Below are 24,858 nucleotides of genomic sequence, written 5' to 3'. Positions count from 1 at the left end.
CGACAATCATCTTTTTAAAATCATCAGTATATCTTTTTCCTGTTTCTCTCATCTTTGAACACACCTCTCTATTTATAGTTTAATTGTTTTATCTAAAATATGTCCATAAAAATATACTAACACCATATAAATAACATCAAACTATTAAAGTCACCAAAAGTTAATATCAATTATGATTTCCCAAAAAAAAAGAAATCGTCTAGCGATTTCTCATCATCATCTTCTTAACCTGTCTAGCTTATCTTATGTCTTTTATCCATTATAAACTTTGATCCCACAACTGCTACTATTAAAACTGAAATAGGAATTAAAAATTTTGGTGATAATGGATTGTGTGCTTCTCTTCCTATTATTGAGTAACATATAGTTTCTGGTACAACCCCTATTAAGGAAGCAGTTATAAAGTCCAAATACTTTATCTTTGTAAGACCACAAGCATAACTTAATGGATCATATGGAAGCACTGGTGGCAACCTAAGTAAAAACAATATTTTAAACCCTTTCTTTTCCATATTGTTATCTAACTTCATTAACTTCCCACCAATGATACTTTCAACAAAGTCCTTGCCTAAAAATCTAGAAATATAAAAAGCTATTGTGCCTGATAAGAAAAAGCCAACCATAGTCAATAAAAATCCCTTTATTGGGCCAAATACAATTCCTGCTCCTAAAGCCAAAATATTGGATGGTATTATTATAAAGAAAGGCTTTATAATATGCATTCCTAAATATACAACCATTGCTACAGGGCCTATGCCTTCAAAATACTTAAGTAATTTATGAATTTTCAAATGTTTAATAGTATTCCAATTTAGTAAAGCAAAAACTAATATACATACTATAAAAACAATAAAAATAGAAAACTTTATTTTATTAATATTTTCTTTTCTCATTAATAAACCCCTTACACCTATTATTATTCCCTTCTTAATATCCTACCACATATTTAAACTTAAGTTTATTAATTTTTTCTAAAGATAAGAAAGGAGATGAATTAACACCTCCTTTTATTTTATTTAATATATTATAAATTATGCTTAATTAGTATCTCATCAATGAACTTCCCATTCTCATAGAAAAGTTCACCATCAGCATAAATTTTACCACAATTCCTCATATCACATAGCATATCCCAATGAATTGAAGACTTATTTTTTCCTCCTGCCTCTTCCATAGAATCTCCAATTGCCATATGAACAGTTCCACCTATCTTTTCATCAAATAGCATATTCTTTGTAAAGTTCTTAATTCCATAGTTAGTACCTATAGCTACTTCTCCAAATCTACTAGCTCCTTCATCTATAGACATAAGGCTCTTAAGTAAATCTTCCCCCTTCTTAGCAGTAGCTTCAACTACTTTTCCGTCCTTAACTATTAGCTTAATACCTTCAACTTCTTTTCCTGCATAAATTCCTGGAAATGAAAATGTAATATATCCATTTACTCCATCTTCTACAGGTGATGTGAATATTTCTCCATCTGGGAAATTAGCTTTACCATCACAATTTATCCACTTTCTTCCCTTAACATTTACCTTTATATCAGTTCCTTCAGATACTATATGGATTTCACCCTTTGTATCTAAATACTTAACCCATCTTTCTTGCTCTGCGCTTATTCTCTTCCACTCAGCTACTGGATCATCAACATCAAGTAAGCCTGCTCCATATACAAAGTCCTCATACTCTGAAAAACTCATAGAAGCTTCTTGTGCATCAGATTGTGTTGGATATTGTGTACCACACCATCTTAATTCACCACTACCCATTCTATCTGAGTAGAATCTTCTCCACTTTTTTGCCCCCTCTTGAGATTTCTTTAATATTTCTGCATCCACATTAGTAAATGCCCTAGTATTTCTTGCCCCCCATGCACTTAACCATACATCTGCCTTTTCAAGGATTGTCTCCATTATAATATCACCATGTCTTAATTGTTCATCATTTGAATATTTAAGTTGCATCTCACGAACTTCTTGTGAACTTAATTTATATTCAACATATGCCCCTGCTTTAGTAGCTTCTTTTATTACTTCTGTGGCCCATGGTGTACATACTTCATCTGCTGATACAAATACCAAATCTCCTGGTTTTACTTCTGTTGAATAGTTAACTAATAGCTTTGCTAATTTATTTAACCTTTTATCTGCCATACACTCATCCTCCTAAGATAAACTTAATAGGATAATTATACCACATATTAAACTTCTATAAGGATGTTTTTAATTTAGAGCTTCTTTGCTGTTAATTCACTAATTATACACTATATTTTTTTATTATAATAGTAGGTAAATCCTATATGCGCTACTGGCATAATTACCAATAATGCTATCAGTAGAGATATTGCTGATATTTCAAATATTGATACTAAAATAAACATAAATAAAACTATTAAATATGATAGGTTATATGCACTATATCCAGCCTTATCCCATATTTGATGAAGTCTTTCATCCTTTTCTTGAATTTTATAATTTTCATTATATTTTCCCTTCTTAAATAGGAAAGTTCCTAAAAAAGCTGCAACTCCACCAGATAAACATCCTATTCCAAAGCCAAAAACTAATTCTTCATGAACTAAAGCATCTCCTTGAATTTTGTGGACAATTAGTAAACTTACTCCTACCAAGATTAAAATTATCCCTTGAATTCTATTTTTATTTGTAATTGACATACACTCTCCTCCTATTCCTCTTCATAAATAAATATTTCTTCAATGGACCTTCCAAAAATGTTAGCTATCTTAAATGCTAGTATTATTGATGGATTATACTTTCCATTTTCTAAAGATATTATTGTTTGTCTTGATACTGTTAACTTTTCTCCTAATTCCTGCTGAGTTAATTTAGCTTCTTCTCTTAACTCCTTAATTTTATTTTTCATAAACACCTCCAACAAAACACTTGATGTAAAGCTCACTTTACTTCAAAAACTACACAAATGTAAAGTTTCCTTTACCTATATTCTAATCTTTCCCTTCGCCTATGTCAAGTACGCTTTACATTAAATTTTTAATATTTTTGTTATTTTTATCCTATTTCTAATGATATAATTTAATTAATACATATTTTTTAGGAAGGAAATAAGCATATGTATACTTATAACTTATTTCAATGGATATTACTATTTTATATATATTGTTTTTTAGGATGGTGCGTTGAATCAACAATAGTCTCAACTAGAGAAAAAAGATTTATAAATAGAGGTTTTTTAAAAGGCCCCTTTTTACCTATTTACGGTACAGGCACAATATTAATTTTATTTGTCTCTCTACCATTAATAAATCATCCTATTCTTGTTTATATAGCTGGTTTAATATCTACTACAATTCTTGAATATTTTACTGGATGGTTAATGGAAACAATATTTAAAATTAAGTATTGGGATTACACTGATGATAAATTTAATTATAAAGGTAGAATTTGTTTAGTTAGCTCCTTATTCTGGGGAGTTTTAACATTGTTTGTTGTTTATATTATACATGCTCCCATATCCAATATTATATCTAACTTAGGAAATACAACTACAATTGTTTTATCAATTATAGCTTCAATAATTTTTATATTTGATTTTGTATACTCTACCTATAACGTACTTGATTTAAATAGGATATTAAAATTTATGACAAAAATAAGAGAAGAAATGGAAACATTAAGTACCCAAATAAAGGAAAAGACCTCTTCATTATCTTCTACTGATTTAAACTTAATAAAGGAAAAGTTATCTTCATTAAAGGTTGAATATGATAAATATGCTGAAAAAGTCAACTTCTTTCATAAGCAAATTATTAAAGCATATCCAAGTGCTAGCTCTAAGAAATTTAATGAAGCGTTTAAAGTGTTAAAAGATAAAATCGGAAATACATTTAGAAGAAAATAATGAGTCAAAAGGATGGATAACTCAATCCTTTTGACTCATTATTTTTAAAAGATTATACTACAAGCTAGAAATAATCATATATTCACAAAATACTCGTATGCCTCATTCATCCATTTATACGGACATAGAAGCATATTATTCTCATATACATAGTTAATATAATTTTTACATGCATTTTCTAATGATATACTTAATCCCTCTTCTATAATATCTATATATGGTGGTTCTCCATCTTGATCCCATGATATTTTATCAGCAAGAAATAAGACCATTTCATATTTACTAGGTTTACTTTTTAATGTAGTATGACATTCAATCGAAGATAATATATCTTTTTCTGTAATATCAAAATAGTGAAATGCTATTAACTTAGAAATTCTTTGATGTAACAAAAAAGGATACTTTTGTTCAGAAATATCTAAGGACATATTATTTTCATTTGCTATCACAATCATATCCTTTAGCTTTATTATTGAACTAATATCATGTAGTAACGCTGATTTATAACATATTTCAGAATCTAACTGAAACCTATCAGCTAACTTTAAACTTGTTTTAGCAACTTCTAATACATGTTCTTTAGTATTATTCTTATTATTTACTTCAAGAAGCTCACATACATCTTTAGTGAAATCTCCTGTTTTCTCTATACTATTTATATAATGAAATTTATCTAATATAATTGACATAATTAAATCCACCCTTTAAATTACTATTTATCTAACTCATAAATTTATTTAATTATACATAAAAACCAGTAAGTATTAAATATATATTTCTTTATTATATACTGCAAATAAAAAGATGAACTACTATCAAAGGTAGTTCATCTTTTTATTGATTCCGTAATTTCTACGTAATACTCTTTTGTTATATCTGGCTTTTCCCCATTTATAAAAACATAGGTATCCTTTAACTTAATCTTTAAATAAGGAGAGCTATTTCTATAAATATATATAGGTGTATTACCATATCCCTCTAATTTAAAGTATCCAATGCTATAATGGCTCCCTCCTATCCCATTAGTCTTAATAGTAGCTTTAGGCATTTCGTTAATTAATTCCACGCCTTCCACATCATCAATATTAAATTCTATTTCATAAGATGGTGCCTCTATTTTTATCATATTATCATTTATATTCATCTTAAATCCACTAATATCAAATCTTAATAAATATATACATATACCTACAACAAGAATTACTACAAATATGTTCCCGACATAATTTAAAATTCTTCCCTTTTTATTTCCTAAGTTGAAGCACATTCCTGTTCCTATACGCTTTTCAACCATAATTCTGTTATCATGAGGGTTGCAATAATATCCCTTTTCCCAATACTCATCTGTATCAGTAAACAACCTCTCCTCTGATGCATATACAACTTTATTTATACTTTCTTTTATATCTGCTTCAGTGTATATTATCATAATTACTGAAAAAACTGTAATCCATATTCCTATTATACATAATACAATTCCTAAGCTTGTCCCTCTTATTATCCCTTCAATTATTAAAGCAAAAGTTATACTATTACATGTTGACACCCCAATCCAACAAAGTGACCACTTCTTTTTGTAAATACTATTACACAAAATATTCACTACTGAATTATTGCTATATACATTATTTCTCATATTACTGTACTTATTATATAAAAATATAAAAATTAATATTGCTAATAATCCTATTAAAGCTATATATACGGTAATATCTCCTATACTCTCTCTTTTTAAAAAAGCTCTTACCACAGATATTATAGAAATGAGTATAGAAGGAATAAACCATAATACTGATACTGGCATACTTTCCTTTAAATTAGTTACCTTAGTATCAATTCTAATTACATTCTTCTCTCCAACATACCAATCATTACTTCTTTTTAATTCCATCATTATCCTAATATACTTTTTAATTAATAAATCCGAAAGTCCAATTAATGAAAATGTCCATATTAAAAAATATATTATTATAAAAGAATCATATTTTTTTATAAATATCATTGGAATACTTAATAATGCAGAAGCAAGCATTAAGTACTTATTTTCTTTCTTAAATCGATTAATTATTTCTAATACCTTTTCATTTTTCAACTGCATATATGGTAAGGTTACACCAATTACTACATTGTTATTGGGCTTTGTGGCAGATGAATTTATAAAATACATAGTAAATAAAACTATTAGTCCACTAAATAGTAAAATATATATCACAAATTATTCCCCCTAATTATTCATAATTCCATTCATACTAGCAAAAACTGAATTAAACATATTAAAAAACTCCTCCTTACTTATTCCTTTAAGGACAGATTCAGCTACTAATAACTCTAATTTACTTTCTAGTTTTTCTTTGAACTGAGAAGATAAGTTAATACTTGGAATAACAATATGTTTCCATATAAAAATACTTTATATTTAAAGATATAATTAGCACTTACAATAAACTCCTTTATAGCCTTTATTACTATATCTCATATAAAATTTTATTTATTTTTTATTTTTATGAATAAAACCTTTAAACTTGTCCATAATATTAATGAAATCATAAATTATAAAATTCATATGGACCACACACCATATGAATCCCCCTATATTAAAAAAATAACAAGCCTCTAAAGCTTGTTATTTTTTATTTCTATAAACAAAAAATTCTTATAGTTTTATCTATAAGAACTTTTCCCGTATTCTCTCTCATTCTTCTTTTATACTTATAATTGAAAGTTATTAATATATTTATATTAATTCCCCTAACTTCAATTATAACGTTATCATATTTCTTCCGAAAAGTTTGTCGATTGTTGTAAGAAAAAATTTTTTTTATTTATTTTATCTGGCAAGTTATGGTATGCTGTTTTTAGAATTATTTGCAGAGGTGAATTATGGTTAAGTTGTTAGCTAATTATATTATATTAATCAATCTAATAGGAATTACATTAATGTTTTTAGATAAAAGAAAAGCTGTAAAAAATAGATGGAGGATTAGTGAGAATACACTAATGCTTACTGCCCTAATAGGTGGTTCACTTGGAATTATTATAGGTATGTATACATTTAGACATAAAACTAAGCATAAGAAATTTACTATTGGCGTACCAGTACTACTAATTATAAATATAATTTGTATAATAATTTTGCTTTATATTCCTTATTTTAACACATAACCTCTTAATCTATTTCTTACAAAATATTTAAGTATATAACAAAAAACTGCCCTTTCAGGCAGCTTTATCTATAGTATCTAATTCATTTTTTTCTCTAGTACTTCTTAAAATCCATTATTTTCAGTTACTTCTTTAATCCATCTTCCGGACTTCTTAATTGTCTTCTTTTGTGTATCTAAATCAACTGAAATGTATCCATATCTGTTTTTATAGGCATTTAACCATGACCAACAGTCTATTGGTGTCCATGTATGGTAACCAAAACAGTTTGAGCCTTCTTCTATTCCTCTATAAAGGTGCTCTAAATGTTCTTTAATAAAGTCGATTCTATAATCATCCTCTATTATTCCATCTTCATTTTTATATCTATCTTCATCCTCTACGCCCATTCCATTTTCAGAAATGTACCAAGGAATGTTGTTATAATTATTCTTTACATTCATAGCTATATCATGCATTGCTTCAGGGTAGATTTCCCATCCTCTATATGGATTCATTCTTCTACCTGGCATAATGTAGTTATCAAAATACTTATCTGGCATCCAACCTAAAGTTTCGTCATATGCTTCTTCCTTAGCCTTAACTCTTCTTGGTTGATAATAGTTAACACCTAAGAAATCTATAGTGTTGTTCTTTATTATATCCATTTCTTCCTCTGTAGCTTCCCATAAAACCTTATCTTCTGTAAGTTTTTCAACTAAATATTCTGGGAACTTACCTTTTATAGCTGGGTCTAAGAAAGAATTGTTAAAGAAATCATCTGCAAATTTAGCTGCAGCTAAGTCTTCCTTACTTTCTGATCTTGGATATGAAGGAGTTAAATTAAGCACTATACCAATCTTTCCTCCATCCTTGTTATATCCACCTTTTCTATAAGCTTCAATAGCCTTTGCTGATGCTAAGTTTATATTAAACATAACTTGAACAGCTTTTTTACCATCTACTAAACACGGATAGTGGAATTTATATAAATATTGCCCTTCAACTACTACTATTGGTTCATTGAATGTAGTCCAATACTTTATTCTATCTCCAAATAACTCAAATGCCTTTTCTGCAAACTTAACAAATAAGTCAACTACATGCTTTGATTCCCATCCACCATACTTTTTGTATAATTCAACAGGTAAGTCAAAGTGATGTAAATTCATAATTGGAGTAAGTCCATTCTTTAAACATTCATCTATCATATCGTTATAGAATCTTACACCATCTTCATCAACTTCTGCAGTTTCAAAATCTTTTATTAATCTAGTCCATTGGATTGATGTTCTAAAAGAATTTAATCCAATTTCCTTTATCATAGCTAGATCTTCTTTATAGCTATTATAAAAATTAGACGCAACGTTTGGTCCTACTTTATCAAAAAAAGCATCAGGTTCTATATCATACCAATAATCAAACACGCTATCATGTTTTTTATTAAAACGTCCTTCTGATTGTGGTCCAGATGTTGCTGATCCCCACAAAAAATTTTCTGGAAATATAAATTTCTTTTCCATACCATTACCTCCTGCCCTTCCTTTAATTTTATTCTATATAATTTTTATTCCACAGTAACTATTTGTCTATACAATAAATTTTACTAATGATAAAATTAAATATGAAATATATAGCATTTACGAGGTGGTTTTGTTGAAAAGTAAGGAAATAATTAGAGATATAATTGAAGACATTACCTTAGGAAAATATAAAGTTGATGAACGAATGCCATCAGAAAATCAATTAGCTATAAAGTATAACTGTAATAGACATACTATTAGAAAAGTTATTGAAATTCTAATTGAAAGAGGATACCTAAGAAGAATTCATGGTGGTCCAACTTACATAAATTCCTTACCATCTAATCATAGTTTAAATTTTTCATCTTTACTTGAATTATATGGAGAAAGTTCCATTACATCTAAAGTAGTAAAATTTAGATTAGAAGTAGCTACACCTAAGATATGTAACATGTTAAAGTTGAATAAAGGATCTAAAGTTTGGTCTATTATTAGAATAAGATATATTTCTACAACTCCATCACATACAGAGGAAACATTTATTCCTTATTCTCTTTTGCCTGACTTAAAGGAAGAAGACTGTTTACATAGTTTACTTAATTATGTAGAAAACTCCTTTGATTATGAAGTAAGTCATGCTATCAAAAATATTAGTGCTATAAAGCTTTCTAAAAAAGATTGTGAATATTTGCAGCTACCTGAGGATTCTTTGGCTCTTCAAATTGAAAATACAGGCTATTTAACTAATGGAAGACCTTATGAATACTCAATAAATAAACACAGAGATAATAATATAACTTACTATGCAAAAAGATAATTTTTTATAAAATAAAAGCTACAAAACAACCTGTTTTGTAGCTTTTATTTTATTTATGCTTTTTCTTAGCATTACCATTTTTCTTTTTTTAATTACCAGCCTTTAAGACCATTGATTATTTGTAGCACTCTTTGGATTTGGTTTTTCATCTTTTCCATGTCCGCATCCACAATTACAGATATTTACCATGCTTCCTCTGTTACAGTTTAAATCATCTTCCCCATGGTTATGATGGTAGTTATGTTCATGATTTTTATCATGATGACAGTGACAATTATGTTTGCTCATAATATATCCCTCCTCAATTTTGATTACATTTATATTATCTGTAGTGGACAAATATTAATGCTATGAAATCACTGTATTAAAATCATTAAATTCTCTATTCTTCCTCTTCTTTTTTATTATAAAAAACATGTATAATTCAATTGTAGTCAGTATTATAGGAAAGATTAAATATTTTATCTACTATTCCTAATATCCCTATTAAAATTAAATCAATTCTAAAAATGTATTTTTTATTATTCATTATTATTCCTTCCATTAACTTTATCCAATATTCCCATAATAAGTTTCTCTTCTAATAATGCTTGTCCCTTAAATGGGAACTTATCCTTTACCGATAATCCATCAAAGCAACATATTTTTGCTTCTTCATAATCATTTTCAATAAACAACTTATAAGACGCTAAAGTTCTTCTACCATTGATATCTTTATCATTAAGCAATAACTTTTTAGTTTTCGTAAAATATTTTTTTGCTTTTTCTTCTTTTAATTCTATTGCAGAATAATAATATATAAATTCGTTATAAAATCCTGGTCTTGAGTACTCTGGAATAATATCAATATGATTTTCTAAAAACTTTATTTTGTTTTTCACTTCTTCTATATTGTCTAAATCCAAATCTTTAAAATATTCATATAACACTATTTGTATTGTTGCCACATCTACTTTTTCACTACTTTTAATATTAAGGTTTGAATCTAAGTCCAAGTCCTTAAAGCTCAATCCTCCTCTTAATTTATTAGTTACGTCCAAAATTTTTAAGTAAATTTCTCCTGAAGGTTCATTTCTTAAAATACTCCAAAAAATATTACCATCGGTAGCTATTCCTATAGATTTTATTGGAATAAAGTTCATTATTGCTAACAAGCTAGTTACAACTATTCCTGCAATTAATATTCCTTTTAATAGCACTTTTCCAGAAGGCATTAAAAACACTCCAAACAACATAAGTAATATACTTATAAAGTTAAAAATAACTCCTCCAGAAATAAATAAAAGATGATCCTTTCTACTACTCTCTTTAGTTGGCATCATGCAGCATAATCCACCAATTTCTTTATTAAATTTCAAATAAAATTTTACTTTTCCATTTTCGTAAAACCAATTAAAACAAGCAATTGAATATCCAATCAACTTATATTTTGCTTTTTTACCAAAAATAAAATGACCAAATTCATGAATATTAATTGATATAAACATCCATACATACAAAGATATTAATATTATAAAAAAATCAATTGGTCTAAAGCCTATACTCTTAAGACTTATTGTTTTTCCAAGAAACACTCCTCCCAGAAAGCATACAACTATACATCCAATAAAAAATAAAATCCTTTTTTTATTTTTATTTTTTTCATTACTTGTTTTATTCATAATCCCCCTACTTTCCTCATTATTTCCATTTTTTAATTATACATTAGTTTATTCCACTTTAAAAAAAATAAATAGTAATTTAATAAAGAATTAAGGTAACAACTCTTTATTTTCTATTGTTCCATAATATAAAAAAGGTGTAGCGGATATTTATTTTGCGTACTAAAGGTAAGGAAATTATAAAATTACTATCCTTTATTTTATATTTTTTAATATGAAAATATAATAATACCTTTGATTTATAGCTAATTTAAATTTTATAATTGGTCTAAAGAATAAAAAAGAAATCCATGGGGATTTCTCTTTTTCATCTCTATTATTTAAATACTTCTTGTTTCCTTTTCCAAGAACTTCTTCTCTTCTTCATTTAAATATGGACTTAACTTTTCATAAACAGTTCTATGATAATTATTTAGCCATTCCCTCTCTTCTTCATCTAATAAAGAAACATCTATCCCTTCTAAGTCAATTGGACAATATGAAATAGTATCAAACTTATAGAATTCTCCCATTTCATCATTTTTAAAGGCCTTAGTAACTAATAAGGTATTTTCTGTTCTTATTCCATGTTTATTTTCCTTATAAACTCCTGGTTCATTTGTAAGTATCATACCTGGCTCAAGTGCTATAGTATTACCAAAAGGCCTTATTCCTTGAGGTCCTTCATGGACATTTAAAAAGAATCCAACACCATGACCTGTTCCACATTTATAATCCATTCCATACCTCCATAATGGTCTTCTAGCTATAGCATCTAGGTTACATCCATTAGTACCCTTTAAGAAAATAGTTGTAGCTAGGGCTATGTGAGATTTTAATACTAAAGTAAAATCCCTCTTCTCTTCTTCAGTTATTGGTCCTAATATAAATGTTCTTGTTATATCAGTAGTTCCATCTAAATATTGAGCTCCTGAGTCTATAAGTAACATTCCTTCACTATCTAATTCATATTGGCTTTCTTCTGTAGCTGAATAATGCATCATTGCTGCATGGTCTTTATAACCAGCTATTGTATTAAAGCTCAATCCCTTAAAATTCTCTCCCTTAGCTCTTATTTCTTCAAGCTTATCTGATGCCGATATTTCAGTCACATTTATTTTTCCTACATTCTCTTTAAGCCATTTAATAAACTTAACCATAGCTACGCCATCTCTCACTTGAGAAACTTCCATGTTCTTTATTTCAACTTCATTCTTAACTGCCTTAAGAGATGTTGTAATATTTAAGTTTTCTATTATTTTTACATCTTCTGAAATTAAAGAATAAAGTTTTCCATTAACTTTAGCACCATCAATAATAATAGACCCAACTACATTCTTTATATCTTCATAAATATCATTATATGATTTTAAAGTTACACCTTGTGCTTCTAATGTTCTCTTATCATCATTAGTTACCTTTTCCTCATTAATATAAAGAACCGCTTCCTTATCACTTATTAAAGCATAAGCTAAAGCTACAGGATTATAAGCTATATCATTTCCTCTTATATTAAATAACCAAGCTATATCATCTAATGAAGTAACTACATAATTTTCCCCCTCTAAAGTAGTCATTTCTGCTCTTACTTCTTCTAACTTCTCACTAGCAAATTTACCACAGTACTTTGTATCATGGATAAATATCTTTTCTTTTGAAAGTTCTGGTCTATCACTCCAAATTTCATTTAAAAAGTCTTTATCCATCTTTATATTAAAACCATTTTTCTTAGCTAACTCTTTATAATTCTTATACTCATTAACAGATATTATGCTTCCATCAAAAGCTAAAGTTTTTCCTTCTTTAATATTATTCTTTATCCACTCAAGTAGGCTTGGATAACCAGGTATATTCATCTTCATAAGCTTAATTCCTGAACCATTAAGTTCTTTTTCTGCTTGGATAAAATATCTTCCATCAGTCCATAAATAACTTTCTTCTAATCCAACTAATAGAATACCAGCAGAACCTGTAAAGCCTGATACATAAGCTCTTCCTTTATAGTATTCTGGAACATATTCACTTTGATGTGAATCTCCACTTGGAATTATGTAATAATCTACATTTTCTTTTTTCATGACTTCTCTTAAATTATTTAAATTACTCATTTTCAGTCCTCCCCAATGATTGTAAATTATAGTTCTATTATACAATTATTTAACATTCTATCAATAAAAATATATGATAAATGACAAACTATGATATTATAAAATAAAAACTTTTATAAGAAGGTGAATTTAATGAAAAACGTAGCAATAATAAGCTGTTCAAATGGTCTTCAAGAAAGTGCAAGACCTACAATAGATAAACTTTTAGAGATTCTTAGCTCTCTTGGGTTAAATGTAATCCTATCTTCAACTATTTATGTTAAGGATGATGGACTTTCTAGTGGAAGCGGAAAGGAACGTGGAGAAGAATTAATGAAGCTGTATAAAGATTCTGCAATTGATGCAATTTTTGATGTTTCTGGTGGGGATTTAGCTAACGAAGTTTTGGAGTATATAGATTTTAATGTTATAAAAAATAATCCTAAACCTTTTATTGGATATAGTGATTTATCAGTAATGCTAAATAGTATATATTCTCAAGCTGGTTCCCCTTCTTACCTTTATCAAGTTAGGCATATTGTAACTAACAAAGAAAACTTATATAGATTTAGTAACTTTATTAAAGATTCTAATAATGATCTATTTAATATTAATTATAAATGGGTTCAAGGAGAATCTATGGAGGGCGTAGTTATTGGAGGCAATATTAGGTGTACTTTAAAACTAGCTGGCACTAAATATATGCCTAGCTTTAAAGATAAAATACTTTTACTTGAAAGTCTTGGTGGTGATGTTGCTAAGATGAGAACCTTTTTAACTCAGTTAAAGCTTATAGGAACATTTAAAGAAATTAACGGAATTATACTTGGAACTTTTACTGAAATGGAGAAAAATAATTATAATCCTACTATTGAGGAATTAGTAAAAGAAATTGTTAATGATAAAAATATGCCTATAGTTAAAACGGAAGAAATAGGACATGGAAATGACTCTAAATGTATAGTCATTGGTAAAGAACTCAAGTTAGTAAATAATTAAAAAAGTACTATTCTTTTAATATACCTTATATATCCTATTAATATACTCTGAATTTGACACAAGATAATAATTATGAAATAATAATCATTATCAAAAATGAAAAGGAGAAATTATTTATGGATTATAAAAAGACGGCAGAGGAAATCTTGTCTGGTTTAGGTGGAAAAAATAATATAAATGATTTATCCCACTGTATGACAAGAATTAGAGTAAAACTAAATGATACATCAATTGCTGATAAAGAAAAAATTTCTTCAGCAGAAGGGGTCATTACAGTAGTAGAAAAAATGGGTCAGTTTCAAGTTGTTATAGGAAATAAGGTTACTAAAGTTTATGATGAATTCATTAAGCTTGTACCAGAAAAAGATATATCATCATCTACTATTAAAACTAAAGAAAAACAAAGTACTATTAATAAAATTTTAACTGCAGTTGCTGGAATATTCACTCCTACTATACCTGCCATAGCTGGTTCTGGTATGATAAAAGGAATATTATCAGTTTTAGCAATGTTCTATATGAATAAATATGGTATTAATATAAAAGAATCTCAATCTTATATAATTTTAAATGCTTTATCTGATGCTATATTCTTCTTTATGCCAATTATCTTAGGATACACTGCTGCTAAGGTGTTTAAGGCTAATGAAATTATAGCTATGGTTATAGGCGCAACTTTATGCTACCCTGCTTTTACAGCACTTATGATAGGTGATGCTGCGGTTAGCTTCCTTGGATTGCCTGTTACAAAAGCAACTTATACATCATCTGTAATTCCAATTATTATTGCTGTATGGGTACTTTCATATGTTCAAAGATTTTTAGAAAAGTATATATCAGAAGTTATTAGAATCATAATGGTTCCAACACTATCTTTACTAGTTATGTTACCAGCTACACTATTTATATTTGGGCCTATAGGAATATATTTAGGTAATGCTATTAACTTCTCTTATAAATACATTTATGGATTAAGTCCAGTATTATGTGGTGCTTTCATTGGTGGTTTATGGTGTGTTCTTGTTATATTTGGTGCTCACAGAGCTTTATTACCTATTGGAATAAATGATGTTGCTACAACTGGAAGACAAAATCTTTTAGCCTTTGCAGGTGCTGCAAACTTCTCACAAGCTGGTGCTGCTTTAGGAGTATTCTTTAAAACTAAGAATAAGAACTTAAAAACTATAGCAATGTCTGCTAGTGTTACTGCATTATTTGGTATAACTGAACCTGCTATTTATGGTACTAACCTTAGACTTAAAAAGCCAATGATTCTTGCTGTTATCTGTGGAGCTATAGGTGGTGGAGTTATGGGACTTGGTGGTGCTTATGGTAATGCCTTTGCTAACCAAGGTATCTTAACACTTCCTGTATATGCTGAAGCTGGTACTATGGCATTCTTAAGCTACTTAGGTGGATGTGCTATAGCATTCTTTGGCTCTGCTATACTTACCTATATCGTAGGATTTGATGATATTAAAGACTAAAACAACTTAGGAGGACTTATATATGAATACAATGTTTCCAAAAGATTTCTTATGGGGTGCATCCTCTTCTGCATTCCAAATAGAAGGTGCATGGGATGAAGACGGAAAGAAAATGACTGTAGCTGACTACAACTCATTTAAAAAATCTCACTTTCAAGCTGATACAAAGGTAGCTTCAGACTTTTATCACAACTTTGAAGACGATATTGATTTAATGAAGGAACTTGGAATGAAAACTTACAGATTTTCTATTTCATGGGCTAGAATCATTCCAGATGGTGAAGGTGAAATTAATCAAAAAGGATTAGACTTCTATAATAAGGTTATAGATAAACTAGTGACAAACGGAATTGAACCTTTTGTAACTTTATATCACTTTGACTTACCATTTGCATTAGTTGAAAAATATAATGGTTGGGAAGGTAGAGAAACTGTATTTGCCTTTGAACGTTATGCTAAAGTATGCTTTAAGGAATTTGGAGATAGAGTTAAGTTCTGGCAACCTCATAATGAGCAAAACCTTATTGTTAGAGTTGAAGAAAGAATAAATATTTATGATGAAACTGATCCATTAAAGATTGATAAAATGCGTGCACAAATGGATTACAACATGTGTTTAGCACATGCTCTAGCTGTTAATGCTTGTCATGAAATAATTCCTGGAAGTAAGATTGGGGCTGCTGTTTCATCTTCTGTAACATATCCTCTTACTTGTAAGCCTGAAGATATTTATGCTGCAAGAATGAATGATAATTTTAAGGTTTACTATATGCTTGATATGCATCAATTTGGTGAGTATCCAGGATACTACATGCAATATTTAAGAGAAAGAAACATTATGCCTCATATGGAGGAAAGTGATAAGGAAATCTTAAAGAAGGCTAAGATGGACTTCATAGCAGTGAACTACTATAGAACAAATTGTGCTGAAGCACTACCTGTAGATGCTGAACATCCTTTTGGACTTAGAGAAGGCACTGTAGATTTTAACATGTATGGATTATTTAAAATGTCTATGAATCCACAGCTTAAAGCAACAGAATATGGTGCTGCAATAGATCCTTCTGGTTTACGTGTAGCTTTAAATGAATACTGGCAAAGATATCGTCTCCCACTTATAATCACTGAAAATGGATTAGGAACTCCTGACAGTTTAGAAAATGGAAAAGTTCATGATAAATACCGTATAGATTACCTAAGAGACCATATAAATGCTTGCGCTTTAGCTATCGAAGATGGTGTTGAAATGCTTGGATATTGTCCTTGGTCATTTATGGACTTATTAAGTTCTGCTCAAGGATTTAGAAAGCGTTATGGTCTTGTCTATGTAGATAGAAATGATGATGATACTTTAAGTATGAAAAGAATTAAAAAGGATAGCTTCTACTGGTATCAAAATGTTATTAAAAACAATGGAAGAGAATTAAAATAGCCCATAGAATAAAAGGTTGTTGCAATTTGCAATAACCTTTTATCTTTAAAACTACATAAGTTCTTTAGCACAAGCTATATAATAATGTCTTCCATTTGCACTTGTTATTAACTTTGACAATCCCATAAGACCTTCTGCCTTTAGCCTCTTAGCCTCACTATTTTTATCTATAACTAAATCACAAAGCTGAATTGCCCATTGATATTCTTCTTTATTTAAAGAATTTTTTATTTCATTTATAATCTTTTCTTCACCTCCAATAAATTCTACCATTTTTCTTGAATATACATTTGTTGATAGTGGATTAAGATTAGTAGGATTTCCATCAAACCACCCAATATATCCTCCATAAATTGAACGTACGGCCCAATCTACTGTTCCATAGAATTCTCCTAAATAAGGTTTACCTTTGTATTCCTCAGGAAGATTAACTTTTGCCACAACTTCATCTTCACTCATACCTTTATTCATACAATCTAAAGTCTGAAGAAGTATGTATTCAATTGCTCCTGTAAAATTTCCCAAAATATCTTGGATATTTTTATATCCGAAAATTGGTTTTGTATGCCCTGGTAATAAAGCTTCTGCAGGATATGATAAGATATTCTTTAAACTATCTACCCATGTAGCAATATCACGATATTGACCTCCTCTTATAGCATATAAATTAGGAAAGCACCCATAGTAATTATCTCCACAACATAATACTTTACTATCTTCTAGCCATACAAATAACTGGTCATCAGTTTCTCCTACTGCTGATACTAACTTAAATGATACTCCATCAATAACACGCTCAACCACATCTTCATTATATATAGTTGTTGGTTGAATAAAATCATATTTTCCTTCATTAATAGCATGTCCTTCTCTTATTCCAATACCTTGCGTTATAACCTCTTCATCTGTTAATTCATATCCAAACTGCCTTGCTGTACGTCTGTTTAATACATCTGATATCTTGTCCATATATTTTAAAACAGCTCGCTTTGGTGCAAAAGCTATAATTTCCTCAACAGTGTCTTTAAAAGCTCCTGCTCCCCCCCTATGATCTGGATGACCATGAGTATAAATTATAGTCTTTACTGGCTTTTTAGTTATCTTCTCTATATCCTCTTTCATTATTTTTGCTCTATAACTTGAATCCAAAGTATCCACAAGAATTAATGAACTTTTACCTTCAATTACTATAGAATTACTATGCCCATATCCAATAACATGATAAATTCCTTCAGAAACTTTTATAATACTCTTTGGATAAGCCTCCATTGCAAACTCTTCAAGTAATAATTCTCCATCTTTTTTTAACATGTTGTTTCTCCTTTTGTTTGTATAGTCTCTAATACTCCTTTATAATAATAATAAAACCTTACCTTTGGAAGTAGGCACTTTTTTATCCGATACGCACTTTTTGGTAAGAATTAAAATTTTAAACCTGGGAGATAAAATTATGATTTCAAAAAATGATTTACCCATTTGTCCTGTTGCTACAACTGTAGGATTAATAGGTAACAAGTGGAAAATATTATTGTTAAGAGATTTATTAACTGGTACAAAGAGATATAGTGACTTTCAGAAAAGTTTACCTCAAATTAGTCAAAAAGTATTAACTCAAAATTTAAAGTCTATGGTTAATGATGGTATTGTAATTAGGATAGCTTATCCTGAAGTTCCACCAAGAGTTGAATACAGTTTAAGTCCTCTTGGAGCTTCTTTAAAACCTATTATTAAATCTATGGAGATATGGGGAACTGATTATTTAAATACATATAAAAAGCAAGAATAACAAATTATGATTTCTAAAAAATAAAAAGAGATAAATTATTCTATCTCTTTTTATTACTAAAAAACTATTTTATTGTAAAGTTCCAATCTCCAATCTTATATAAATCTACTCCACCAAGCTCGAAATCTAACCTTCCAGTTATTTTCTCTGATAGTTTTAAGTCTTCATAATCAAAATTCATAATTATAGGAGAACCATCTGCTGAACCAATACAACCATGGTTACGGAAGCTCGCATTTAATAAGACTATCTGCGAATCTTCCTTTTTAAATTTGTTTACATCAAAATATAGTTCTACTGATTCTTCTGTTCCTTTTATGGACTTTAATAAAATTTTTTCATCTATATCTTCTAAATAAATCTCTTTATTTATCTCTATTGTTTCTCCTTTTTCAGGAATCTTAACTTTTATCTTTGGCATATTTACTAAGTTATAGTCTACCTCTACCCTATTTATATTAATATTTAAATTTGATCTTACTTCTCCATCTATTACAAACTCATTTCCTTGTCCTGAGTAGGTAGAAGAATTTACATTATAAGTTTTACCTTTATCGTCTGAAATTGAAAAGTAATCTTTAGGATAAAAAATATTAGATTGAATATTAATATCTTCCTTGTTCCATATAGATATATAAGTGTCTCCTTCAAAAATATACTTATTACCTCCAATCATAATGCCACTATCTTTACTATTTCCTCCAACATCACTATATTTATATAACTTATCTCCTTCTACTAATGAAATACTAATAACATCTTTATTATCACTTACCAAAGTAAACTCTTTAACTATGCCTTCAGTTTTATAACTTTGATTAAAAGAACTCCTTATGCCACCACTTCCTATTGAATACATCTCTGTTTTTATTAACTCTCCATTAGGAAGTCTTATACTGAACTTATCTTTTAAAGAATTTATATACTTTTCTTCTTCTATTTTTGAACTATTAGAACTATATTCTATCCAAATCCCTATACTTACTTCATTCTCTTTGCTAATTACACTTTTTATCAAAACTTCTTTTCCATCAATTTTAGTTGCTATAGGCTCCTTTAATACGTATACTTCCTCATTTGTACTAACTACCCCTAAACCTGGATTAAAAAACAAAGCTTCCTTTATCTTAGCTACTACATCCCCTCCCATTGGTGAAACCAACATAAATACAACTGCCAAACTAGCTACTAAAGCAATCTTTAATATCTTTGACATTTTTGTACTTCTTACACTACTCTTTAGCTGCTTCTTAAGCTTTTTCTTTTTAATATCATCCATTGGTATTTCCATTTCTGAGGTTATATCAAATTCTATATCATTTAGCACTTCATATATATCTTTATCATTGCTCATAATTTTCTACCTCCTCTAAAGTAGTATACTTAGCTCTAAGCCTCTTCCTTGCCCTACTCACCTTAGTGTTTATAGTCCCTTCCCCTATACCTAGCTTTTCTGATATTTTTCTAGAACTATATCCAAATAGAAACTTCATAACAAATATACTTTTATCTGGTTCCTTAAGAAGATTTATTAAATCCAATACCTTTCTAGTTTCAATTCCTATAATTATATCTTCCTCTATAGACTTATTATTCTGTAAAGTATGCTTATCTATATCACTTGTCTTATACTTTTCATTACTATACTTTCTATAATAATCAATGGCCTTGTACTTACTAATTCCTGCTATCCAATTTTTAAATTTTTCATTTTCTCCTCTAAACTTATCTATATTGTTCCAAACACTAAAGAAAATATCTGATATACATTCTTCTATTAACCCATTGTTTTCTAAAGGAAGTAATACCTTTCTTACAATTCCGTTTACAATAGCAGAGTATTTGTCTATGATATACTCTAATGCCTTTTCATTTTTCTTGCAGAGCTCTATTAAATAATTTTCTTCATTTATTTTCATACAAAAACTCCTTTCCAGAGGCCTCTACTATTAATAACGAATATCTTAATTAAATCTTACACTATTTTATATAACTTTAATGAACTTGTAATAACCTCTTTGATTTATAGCTAATTAAAATTTTATACTTTCTAGACGTTAAAAAGTGCCCTCACCACGCTTTGGTGAAGAAGTCACTTTTTTACCTATACCACAGGTTCCAAAACTTACTTTTTGTGTTCTGCTATTGTACTGTAACTGCACTCCCAAACTTTTTACCACTACTAACAAATAAATATATATTTTTTCGCCCATCTGCATTTCCGAAGCTTGCCTGAGGAAAATCTTGCAGGGGCATATATTTTATTTTTTATTCTTTAGGAAGAAATGAACTAATGTATCGCTAAATTGTTGAAGTTATCCAAAATTTAATTGAAGCTATAATTTCCTAAAGAATAAAAAAGTAGCTCATAAGCTTAAGAACTTATGAACTACTTTTTATATTATTCCAAGTTTTTACCATTTGATGAAATAACTTTTTTATACCAATCAAAAGATTTTTTCTTTCTTCTTTCTAAAGTTCCATTTCCTTCATCATCTCTATCTACATATATAAAACCATATCGTTTTGACATTTCTCCAGTAGAAGCTGAAACTAAGTCAATACATCCCCAAGTTGTATATCCAAGTAGTTCCACTCCATCTATTTCAATAGCATCATGCATAGCTTTAATATGTTCTCTTATATATTCAATACGATAATCGTCGTTAATGGAACCATCCTCTTCAATTACATCCTTAGCTCCCAATCCATTCTCTACAATAAATAATGGCTTTTGATATCTATCATAAATAGAGTTTAATGTGATTCTTAATCCAAGTGGATCTATTTGCCATCCCCACTCGCTAGCACTTAAATATGGATTCTTAACAGATGCAAATACATTTCCCTCTGTAGTTGGAGCCATTTCTTCAGTACTTGCAACTTTACTTGAATAATATGAAAAGGATACAAAATCAACAGTGTTACCTTTTAATAATTCTTTATCTCCTTCTTCCATCTTTGGCATAGTATTCTCTCTTTCCATAGCCTTTATTGCATAGTTAGGATAATATCCTCTAGCTTGTACATCTATAAAGAAATAACCTTCTCTATCCTTTTCCATTGACTTCCATACATCCTCTGGTTTACAAGTGTAAGGATAAGTATTTCCTGCAGCAAGCATACATCCAACCATATTATTGGGATCAATTTCATGAGCTATTTTTGTTGCTAAAGCACTTGCTACTAATTCATGGTGAATAGCTTGATATTTATCCTTCATTTCTGTTTCTTTATTTTCAATTAGTAATCCAGCTCCCATAAATGGTGCATGAAGTATCATATTTATCTCATTGAAAGTTAACCAATACTTTACTAACCCTTTATATCTTGTAAATAAAACTCTACATAAATTTTCATAGAAGCCTACAAGCTTTCTATTTTTCCATCCACCATATTTCTTAATTAGATGAATAGGGCAGTCAAAATGTGTTATTGTAACTAAAGGCTCAATTCCGTATTTATGACATTCTTTAAATAGGTCTTCATAGAATTTTAGCCCTTCTTCATTAGGAATTTCTTCATCTCCATTTGGAAAAATTCTTGACCAAGCTATAGACATTCTATAAACCTTAAAGCCCATTTCTCCAAATAAAGCTATATCTTCTTTAAAATGATGGTACATATCTATACCAACCTTAGCTGGATAGTATTCTCCTTCATGAAAATCTAACGTATCATCTAAACCAAGCATAACAGTAAAACGATTCTTTCCATGTGGTGTTATATCTACATTTGCTAATCCTCTTCCACCTTCGTTATATGCTCCTTCACATTGGTTTGCAGCTGTTGCTCCTCCCCATAAAAATCCTTCTGGAAAACTCATATTAACTCCTCCTTAATTAAAGTAGTTCAAAGTTAGTTTCTTTAACTTCTGATGAATTACATCCTATATATAGTTTAAACTTTCCTGGTTCTGATTTAAATTCCATACCAGCAGTATAGAATCTTAGCATTTCTTCATTTATTGTGAATTTAACCTCTTTCTCTTCACCTGGTTGTAGTTTTACCTTCTTAAATCCTTTAAGTTCCTTAACTGGTCTTACTACACTGCCCTTTATATCTTGAATATATAATTGAACTGTTTCTAACCCTTCCACGCTACCTACATTTTTCACCTTTATAGTAGCTATTATTTCACCATCATTAGTTAGTTTATCTGAATTTAAATTAATATCTCTATACTCATACTTAGTGTAAGATAATCCATATCCAAATGGATATAATGGACTATTTTCTACATCTATATATCTAGAAGTAAATCTTGAGTTATGAATAGAAGTTTTTGCAGGTCTTCCTGTATTAAATTCATTATAGTAAAGAGGTGCTTGCCCTACTCTTCTTGGGAAGCTCATAGTTAATTTTCCTGATGGATTCACATCTCCAAATAGAACATCTGCAACTGCATTTCCACCTTCTGTTCCTGGGAACCATGCTTCTACAATGGCATCAACTTTCCCTACTACGTCAGTTAATACAAGTGGTCTTCCATTAAATATAACTAATACTACTGGCTTTCCTAAGGCTCTTACTTTTTCTAATAATTCTAACTGTATCTTTTCTATAGATAATTCTGTTCTACTTCCACCTTCTCCACTTTGAAGAGGATGTTCACCTAAAGCCATAATAACAATATCAGATTTTTTAGCAGCTTCAATTGCCTCATATATATCTTTTTGTGGATCAACTTCTATTTTTTCTTCTTCTACAGCTCTACCAAATCCACCTAATATAGATTTATCTTCAATCATTTCACACCCTTTTGCATAAGTGAAATTTCCTTCTGATAGCTTCTCCTTTATCGCATCCATTAGTGGTGTAACATCCTTTGGATCGCTGTTAATAGCCCATGAACCAGATAACACTTTACTTTCACCATATGGTCCTATAAGAGCAACCTTTTTATCCTTTGAAAGTGGTAATACACCATTATTCTCAAGTAATACTATTGACTCTCCCGAAATTTTTCTAGCAAGTTTACGCTTTTCTGGTGATAAGATTACTTCTTTTTCTTTATCAATATTTGCTCCTCTATATGGATTTTCAAATAATCCAAGCTTATTTTTAAGATTCAAAATACGCCACACTGCTTCATCAATAAGTTCTTCACTAATAACCCCATCTTTAACTAAACCTTCAAGCTGATTTGAGTAAACAGGTGTCTTCATATCTATATCAACACCAGCTTCTATTCCAAGCTTTGCTGCTTCTCTATCATCTTCTGCAACTCCGTGAGCTATAAGTTCTTGAATTGCAGCATAGTCTGAAATTATTACTCCATTAAAGCCCCATTCTTCTCTTAACACATCTCTCATAAGCCACTTATTCCCTGATGCTGGTATACCATCAACTGTGTTAAATGATGTCATAACAAGCTCACATCCGCTATCAACAGCTGCTTTATAAGCTGGCAGATAATCTTCTCTTAATCTTCTTTCAGACATATCAACGGTATTGTATTCCCTGCCACCTTCTGGTGCTCCATAAGCTGCAAAATGTTTTACGCAAGATGCTATATTTTTATCTGGATTTAAATCTCCTTGATATCCTTCAACAAATGCTTTTGCAAATTCACAGTTTAAATAATTATCTTCACCTGTAGACTCCATTACTCTTCCCCATCTAGCGTCTCTAACCAAGTCAACCATAGGTGAAAATGTTATGTGAATTCCTGTAACTGCTGCTTCTTCTGCTGTATTACTCATACCTTCTTTTACTAATTCAGGATTCCATGTACATCCTAAAGCAAGTGGTATTGGATAAGTTGTCTTATAGCCATTTATAATATCAGCCATAAATAATAGCGGAATTTTATGTCTGCTCTTCTCTAAATATTCTTTTTGTATCTTTATTAATTGCTCTGCTCCAAATACATTAAATATTGATCCTACATTATCTACTACTTCTTGATCTATCCCTAACTTTTGTTTTGGCCCTACTGCTAAAGTGTCTGACTTGAAAAATTCTCCTGATAATTGAACTAGTTGATATATTTTTTCTTTTAATGTTAAATCATCAAATATTTTTTGTAATTCTGCTTTATTCATTGCTACACCGCCTTAAATACT

General features: G+C 29.4%; 22 protein-coding genes. 7 read left to right on the top strand and 15 right to left on the bottom strand.

The window, feature by feature from the left end:
* Nucleotides 1-233: 233 nt before the first annotated feature.
* From KIB46_RS14185 to KIB46_RS14170, 4 genes are all read right to left on the bottom strand, one after another.
* The gene (locus KIB46_RS14185) at nucleotides 234-893 is read right to left on the bottom strand and encodes a TVP38/TMEM64 family protein (protein ID WP_291672737.1); all 660 of its coding nucleotides are present in this window, start codon (nucleotides 891-893) and stop codon (nucleotides 234-236) included.
* Between the two features lie 131 nt (nucleotides 894-1,024).
* Entirely contained in the window at nucleotides 1,025-2,152 is a 1,128-nt protein-coding gene (locus KIB46_RS14180) for an aminopeptidase (RefSeq protein ID WP_291672735.1), read from the bottom strand.
* A 110-nt stretch (nucleotides 2,153-2,262) separates the two neighbouring features.
* Nucleotides 2,263-2,673, bottom strand: a complete 411-nt coding sequence (locus tag KIB46_RS14175; protein WP_291672733.1) for a hypothetical protein — start codon at nucleotides 2,671-2,673, stop codon at nucleotides 2,263-2,265.
* Nucleotides 2,674-2,684: 11 nt separating this feature from the next.
* On the bottom strand, nucleotides 2,685-2,882 hold the full coding sequence (locus tag KIB46_RS14170; protein ID WP_027096953.1) for a helix-turn-helix transcriptional regulator: 198 nt from the start codon (nucleotides 2,880-2,882) through the stop codon (nucleotides 2,685-2,687).
* 207 nt (nucleotides 2,883-3,089) lie between these two features.
* Here KIB46_RS14170 and KIB46_RS14165 point away from each other — a divergent pair, with 207 nt between their 5' ends.
* Nucleotides 3,090-3,878, top strand: a complete 789-nt coding sequence (locus KIB46_RS14165) for a putative ABC transporter permease (protein WP_291672730.1) — start codon at nucleotides 3,090-3,092, stop codon at nucleotides 3,876-3,878.
* Between the two features lie 74 nt (nucleotides 3,879-3,952).
* On the opposite strand, the gene yqeK is transcribed toward KIB46_RS14165, so the two are convergent.
* Together yqeK and KIB46_RS14155 are read right to left on the bottom strand one after the other, a co-directional pair.
* Complete coding sequence (gene yqeK / locus KIB46_RS14160) at nucleotides 3,953-4,567, bottom strand: bis(5'-nucleosyl)-tetraphosphatase (symmetrical) YqeK (protein ID WP_291672728.1); 615 nt, start codon at nucleotides 4,565-4,567, stop codon at nucleotides 3,953-3,955.
* Between the two features lie 137 nt (nucleotides 4,568-4,704).
* Complete coding sequence (locus KIB46_RS14155) at nucleotides 4,705-6,090, bottom strand: PH domain-containing protein (protein ID WP_291672726.1); 1,386 nt, start codon at nucleotides 6,088-6,090, stop codon at nucleotides 4,705-4,707.
* Between the two features lie 668 nt (nucleotides 6,091-6,758).
* Between KIB46_RS14155 and KIB46_RS14150 the strand changes: the two genes are divergently transcribed.
* Nucleotides 6,759-7,040 carry a DUF1294 domain-containing protein gene (locus tag KIB46_RS14150; protein WP_291672724.1) on the top strand — a complete coding sequence of 94 codons (282 nt, stop codon included), beginning with the start codon at nucleotides 6,759-6,761 and terminating at the stop codon, nucleotides 7,038-7,040.
* 104 nt (nucleotides 7,041-7,144) lie between these two features.
* Here the strand turns inward: KIB46_RS14150 and KIB46_RS14145 are convergent, their stop codons facing one another.
* Entirely contained in the window at nucleotides 7,145-8,542 is a 1,398-nt protein-coding gene (locus KIB46_RS14145) for a glycoside hydrolase family 1 protein (protein WP_291672722.1), read from the bottom strand.
* Nucleotides 8,543-8,675: 133 nt separating this feature from the next.
* Between KIB46_RS14145 and KIB46_RS14140 the strand changes: the two genes are divergently transcribed.
* On the top strand, nucleotides 8,676-9,359 hold the full coding sequence (locus KIB46_RS14140) for a GntR family transcriptional regulator (RefSeq protein ID WP_156561289.1): 684 nt from the start codon (nucleotides 8,676-8,678) through the stop codon (nucleotides 9,357-9,359).
* Nucleotides 9,360-9,461: 102 nt separating this feature from the next.
* Here KIB46_RS14140 and KIB46_RS14135 read toward each other — a convergent pair whose 3' ends face one another.
* From KIB46_RS14135 to KIB46_RS14125, 3 genes are all read right to left on the bottom strand, one after another.
* Entirely contained in the window at nucleotides 9,462-9,647 is a 186-nt protein-coding gene (locus tag KIB46_RS14135; RefSeq protein ID WP_291672720.1) for a hypothetical protein, read from the bottom strand.
* Nucleotides 9,648-9,880: 233 nt separating this feature from the next.
* Nucleotides 9,881-11,020 carry a M50 family metallopeptidase gene (locus KIB46_RS14130; RefSeq protein WP_291672718.1) on the bottom strand — a complete coding sequence of 380 codons (1,140 nt, stop codon included), beginning with the start codon at nucleotides 11,018-11,020 and terminating at the stop codon, nucleotides 9,881-9,883.
* Between the two features lie 320 nt (nucleotides 11,021-11,340).
* On the bottom strand, nucleotides 11,341-13,113 hold the full coding sequence (locus KIB46_RS14125; protein WP_291672739.1) for an aminopeptidase P family protein: 1,773 nt from the start codon (nucleotides 13,111-13,113) through the stop codon (nucleotides 11,341-11,343).
* A 126-nt stretch (nucleotides 13,114-13,239) separates the two neighbouring features.
* Here KIB46_RS14125 and KIB46_RS14120 point away from each other — a divergent pair, with 126 nt between their 5' ends.
* From KIB46_RS14120 to KIB46_RS14110, 3 genes are all read left to right on the top strand, one after another.
* Nucleotides 13,240-14,085 (top strand): S66 peptidase family protein, encoded by an 846-nt coding sequence (locus tag KIB46_RS14120; RefSeq protein ID WP_291672716.1) that lies wholly within the window; start codon nucleotides 13,240-13,242, stop codon nucleotides 14,083-14,085.
* Nucleotides 14,086-14,201: 116 nt separating this feature from the next.
* A complete protein-coding gene (locus tag KIB46_RS14115; RefSeq protein WP_291672714.1) occupies nucleotides 14,202-15,572 on the top strand; it encodes a PTS transporter subunit EIIC in 1,371 nt (456 codons plus the stop codon).
* A gap of 22 nt (nucleotides 15,573-15,594) precedes the next feature.
* The gene (locus KIB46_RS14110; protein ID WP_291672713.1) at nucleotides 15,595-17,004 is read left to right on the top strand and encodes a glycoside hydrolase family 1 protein; all 1,410 of its coding nucleotides are present in this window, start codon (nucleotides 15,595-15,597) and stop codon (nucleotides 17,002-17,004) included.
* A 51-nt stretch (nucleotides 17,005-17,055) separates the two neighbouring features.
* On the opposite strand, the gene KIB46_RS14105 is transcribed toward KIB46_RS14110, so the two are convergent.
* Nucleotides 17,056-18,315, bottom strand: a complete 1,260-nt coding sequence (locus KIB46_RS14105) for an alkyl/aryl-sulfatase (protein WP_291672710.1) — start codon at nucleotides 18,313-18,315, stop codon at nucleotides 17,056-17,058.
* Nucleotides 18,316-18,454: 139 nt separating this feature from the next.
* On the opposite strand from KIB46_RS14105, the gene KIB46_RS14100 reads away from it, so the two are divergent.
* A complete protein-coding gene (locus KIB46_RS14100; RefSeq protein ID WP_291672708.1) occupies nucleotides 18,455-18,790 on the top strand; it encodes a helix-turn-helix domain-containing protein in 336 nt (111 codons plus the stop codon).
* Between the two features lie 64 nt (nucleotides 18,791-18,854).
* On the opposite strand, the gene KIB46_RS14095 is transcribed toward KIB46_RS14100, so the two are convergent.
* From KIB46_RS14095 to bglX, 4 genes are all read right to left on the bottom strand, one after another.
* Complete coding sequence (locus tag KIB46_RS14095; RefSeq protein WP_291672706.1) at nucleotides 18,855-20,144, bottom strand: hypothetical protein; 1,290 nt, start codon at nucleotides 20,142-20,144, stop codon at nucleotides 18,855-18,857.
* A complete protein-coding gene (locus tag KIB46_RS14090; protein WP_156561298.1) occupies nucleotides 20,134-20,709 on the bottom strand; it encodes a sigma-70 family RNA polymerase sigma factor in 576 nt (191 codons plus the stop codon). Before KIB46_RS14090 ends, KIB46_RS14095 begins: the two co-directional genes overlap by 11 nt.
* A gap of 482 nt (nucleotides 20,710-21,191) precedes the next feature.
* Nucleotides 21,192-22,616, bottom strand: coding sequence for a 6-phospho-beta-glucosidase (locus KIB46_RS14085; protein WP_156561389.1), 1,425 nt, complete (start codon nucleotides 22,614-22,616; stop codon nucleotides 21,192-21,194).
* A 16-nt stretch (nucleotides 22,617-22,632) separates the two neighbouring features.
* Nucleotides 22,633-24,837, bottom strand: coding sequence for a beta-glucosidase BglX (bglX, locus tag KIB46_RS14080; protein ID WP_156561388.1), 2,205 nt, complete (start codon nucleotides 24,835-24,837; stop codon nucleotides 22,633-22,635).
* Nucleotides 24,838-24,858: the final 21 nt, after the last annotated feature.

The sequence above is a fragment of the Clostridium sp. genome, from assembly GCF_018372875.1.
Lineage (GTDB): Bacteria > Bacillota > Clostridia > Clostridiales > Clostridiaceae > Clostridium.
The sequence above is the reverse complement of the archived record's forward strand: the minus strand, read 5'-3'. Positions and strand labels throughout refer to the sequence as shown.

Coding starts and splice junctions, on each gene's coding strand:
- KIB46_RS14105 (WP_291672710.1), bottom strand. CDS start 18,315: ATGTTAAAAAAAGATGGAGAATTATTACTTGAAGAGTTTGCAATGGAG.
- KIB46_RS14085 (WP_156561389.1), bottom strand. CDS start 22,616: ATGAGTTTTCCAGAAGGATTTTTATGGGGAGGAGCAACAGCTGCAAAC.
- yqeK (WP_291672728.1), bottom strand. CDS start 4,567: ATGTCAATTATATTAGATAAATTTCATTATATAAATAGTATAGAGAAA.
- KIB46_RS14170 (WP_027096953.1), bottom strand. CDS start 2,882: ATGAAAAATAAAATTAAGGAGTTAAGAGAAGAAGCTAAATTAACTCAG.
- KIB46_RS14100 (WP_291672708.1), top strand. CDS start 18,455: ATGATTTCAAAAAATGATTTACCCATTTGTCCTGTTGCTACAACTGTA.
- KIB46_RS14150 (WP_291672724.1), top strand. CDS start 6,759: ATGGTTAAGTTGTTAGCTAATTATATTATATTAATCAATCTAATAGGA.
- KIB46_RS14145 (WP_291672722.1), bottom strand. CDS start 8,542: ATGGAAAAGAAATTTATATTTCCAGAAAATTTTTTGTGGGGATCAGCA.
- KIB46_RS14185 (WP_291672737.1), bottom strand. CDS start 893: ATGAGAAAAGAAAATATTAATAAAATAAAGTTTTCTATTTTTATTGTT.
- KIB46_RS14095 (WP_291672706.1), bottom strand. CDS start 20,144: ATGAGCAATGATAAAGATATATATGAAGTGCTAAATGATATAGAATTT.
- KIB46_RS14115 (WP_291672714.1), top strand. CDS start 14,202: ATGGATTATAAAAAGACGGCAGAGGAAATCTTGTCTGGTTTAGGTGGA.
- KIB46_RS14165 (WP_291672730.1), top strand. CDS start 3,090: ATGTATACTTATAACTTATTTCAATGGATATTACTATTTTATATATAT.
- KIB46_RS14175 (WP_291672733.1), bottom strand. CDS start 2,673: ATGTCAATTACAAATAAAAATAGAATTCAAGGGATAATTTTAATCTTG.
- KIB46_RS14090 (WP_156561298.1), bottom strand. CDS start 20,709: ATGAAAATAAATGAAGAAAATTATTTAATAGAGCTCTGCAAGAAAAAT.
- KIB46_RS14120 (WP_291672716.1), top strand. CDS start 13,240: ATGAAAAACGTAGCAATAATAAGCTGTTCAAATGGTCTTCAAGAAAGT.
- KIB46_RS14180 (WP_291672735.1), bottom strand. CDS start 2,152: ATGGCAGATAAAAGGTTAAATAAATTAGCAAAGCTATTAGTTAACTAT.
- KIB46_RS14130 (WP_291672718.1), bottom strand. CDS start 11,020: ATGAATAAAACAAGTAATGAAAAAAATAAAAATAAAAAAAGGATTTTA.
- bglX (WP_156561388.1), bottom strand. CDS start 24,837: ATGAATAAAGCAGAATTACAAAAAATATTTGATGATTTAACATTAAAA.
- KIB46_RS14135 (WP_291672720.1), bottom strand. CDS start 9,647: ATGAGCAAACATAATTGTCACTGTCATCATGATAAAAATCATGAACAT.
- KIB46_RS14110 (WP_291672713.1), top strand. CDS start 15,595: ATGAATACAATGTTTCCAAAAGATTTCTTATGGGGTGCATCCTCTTCT.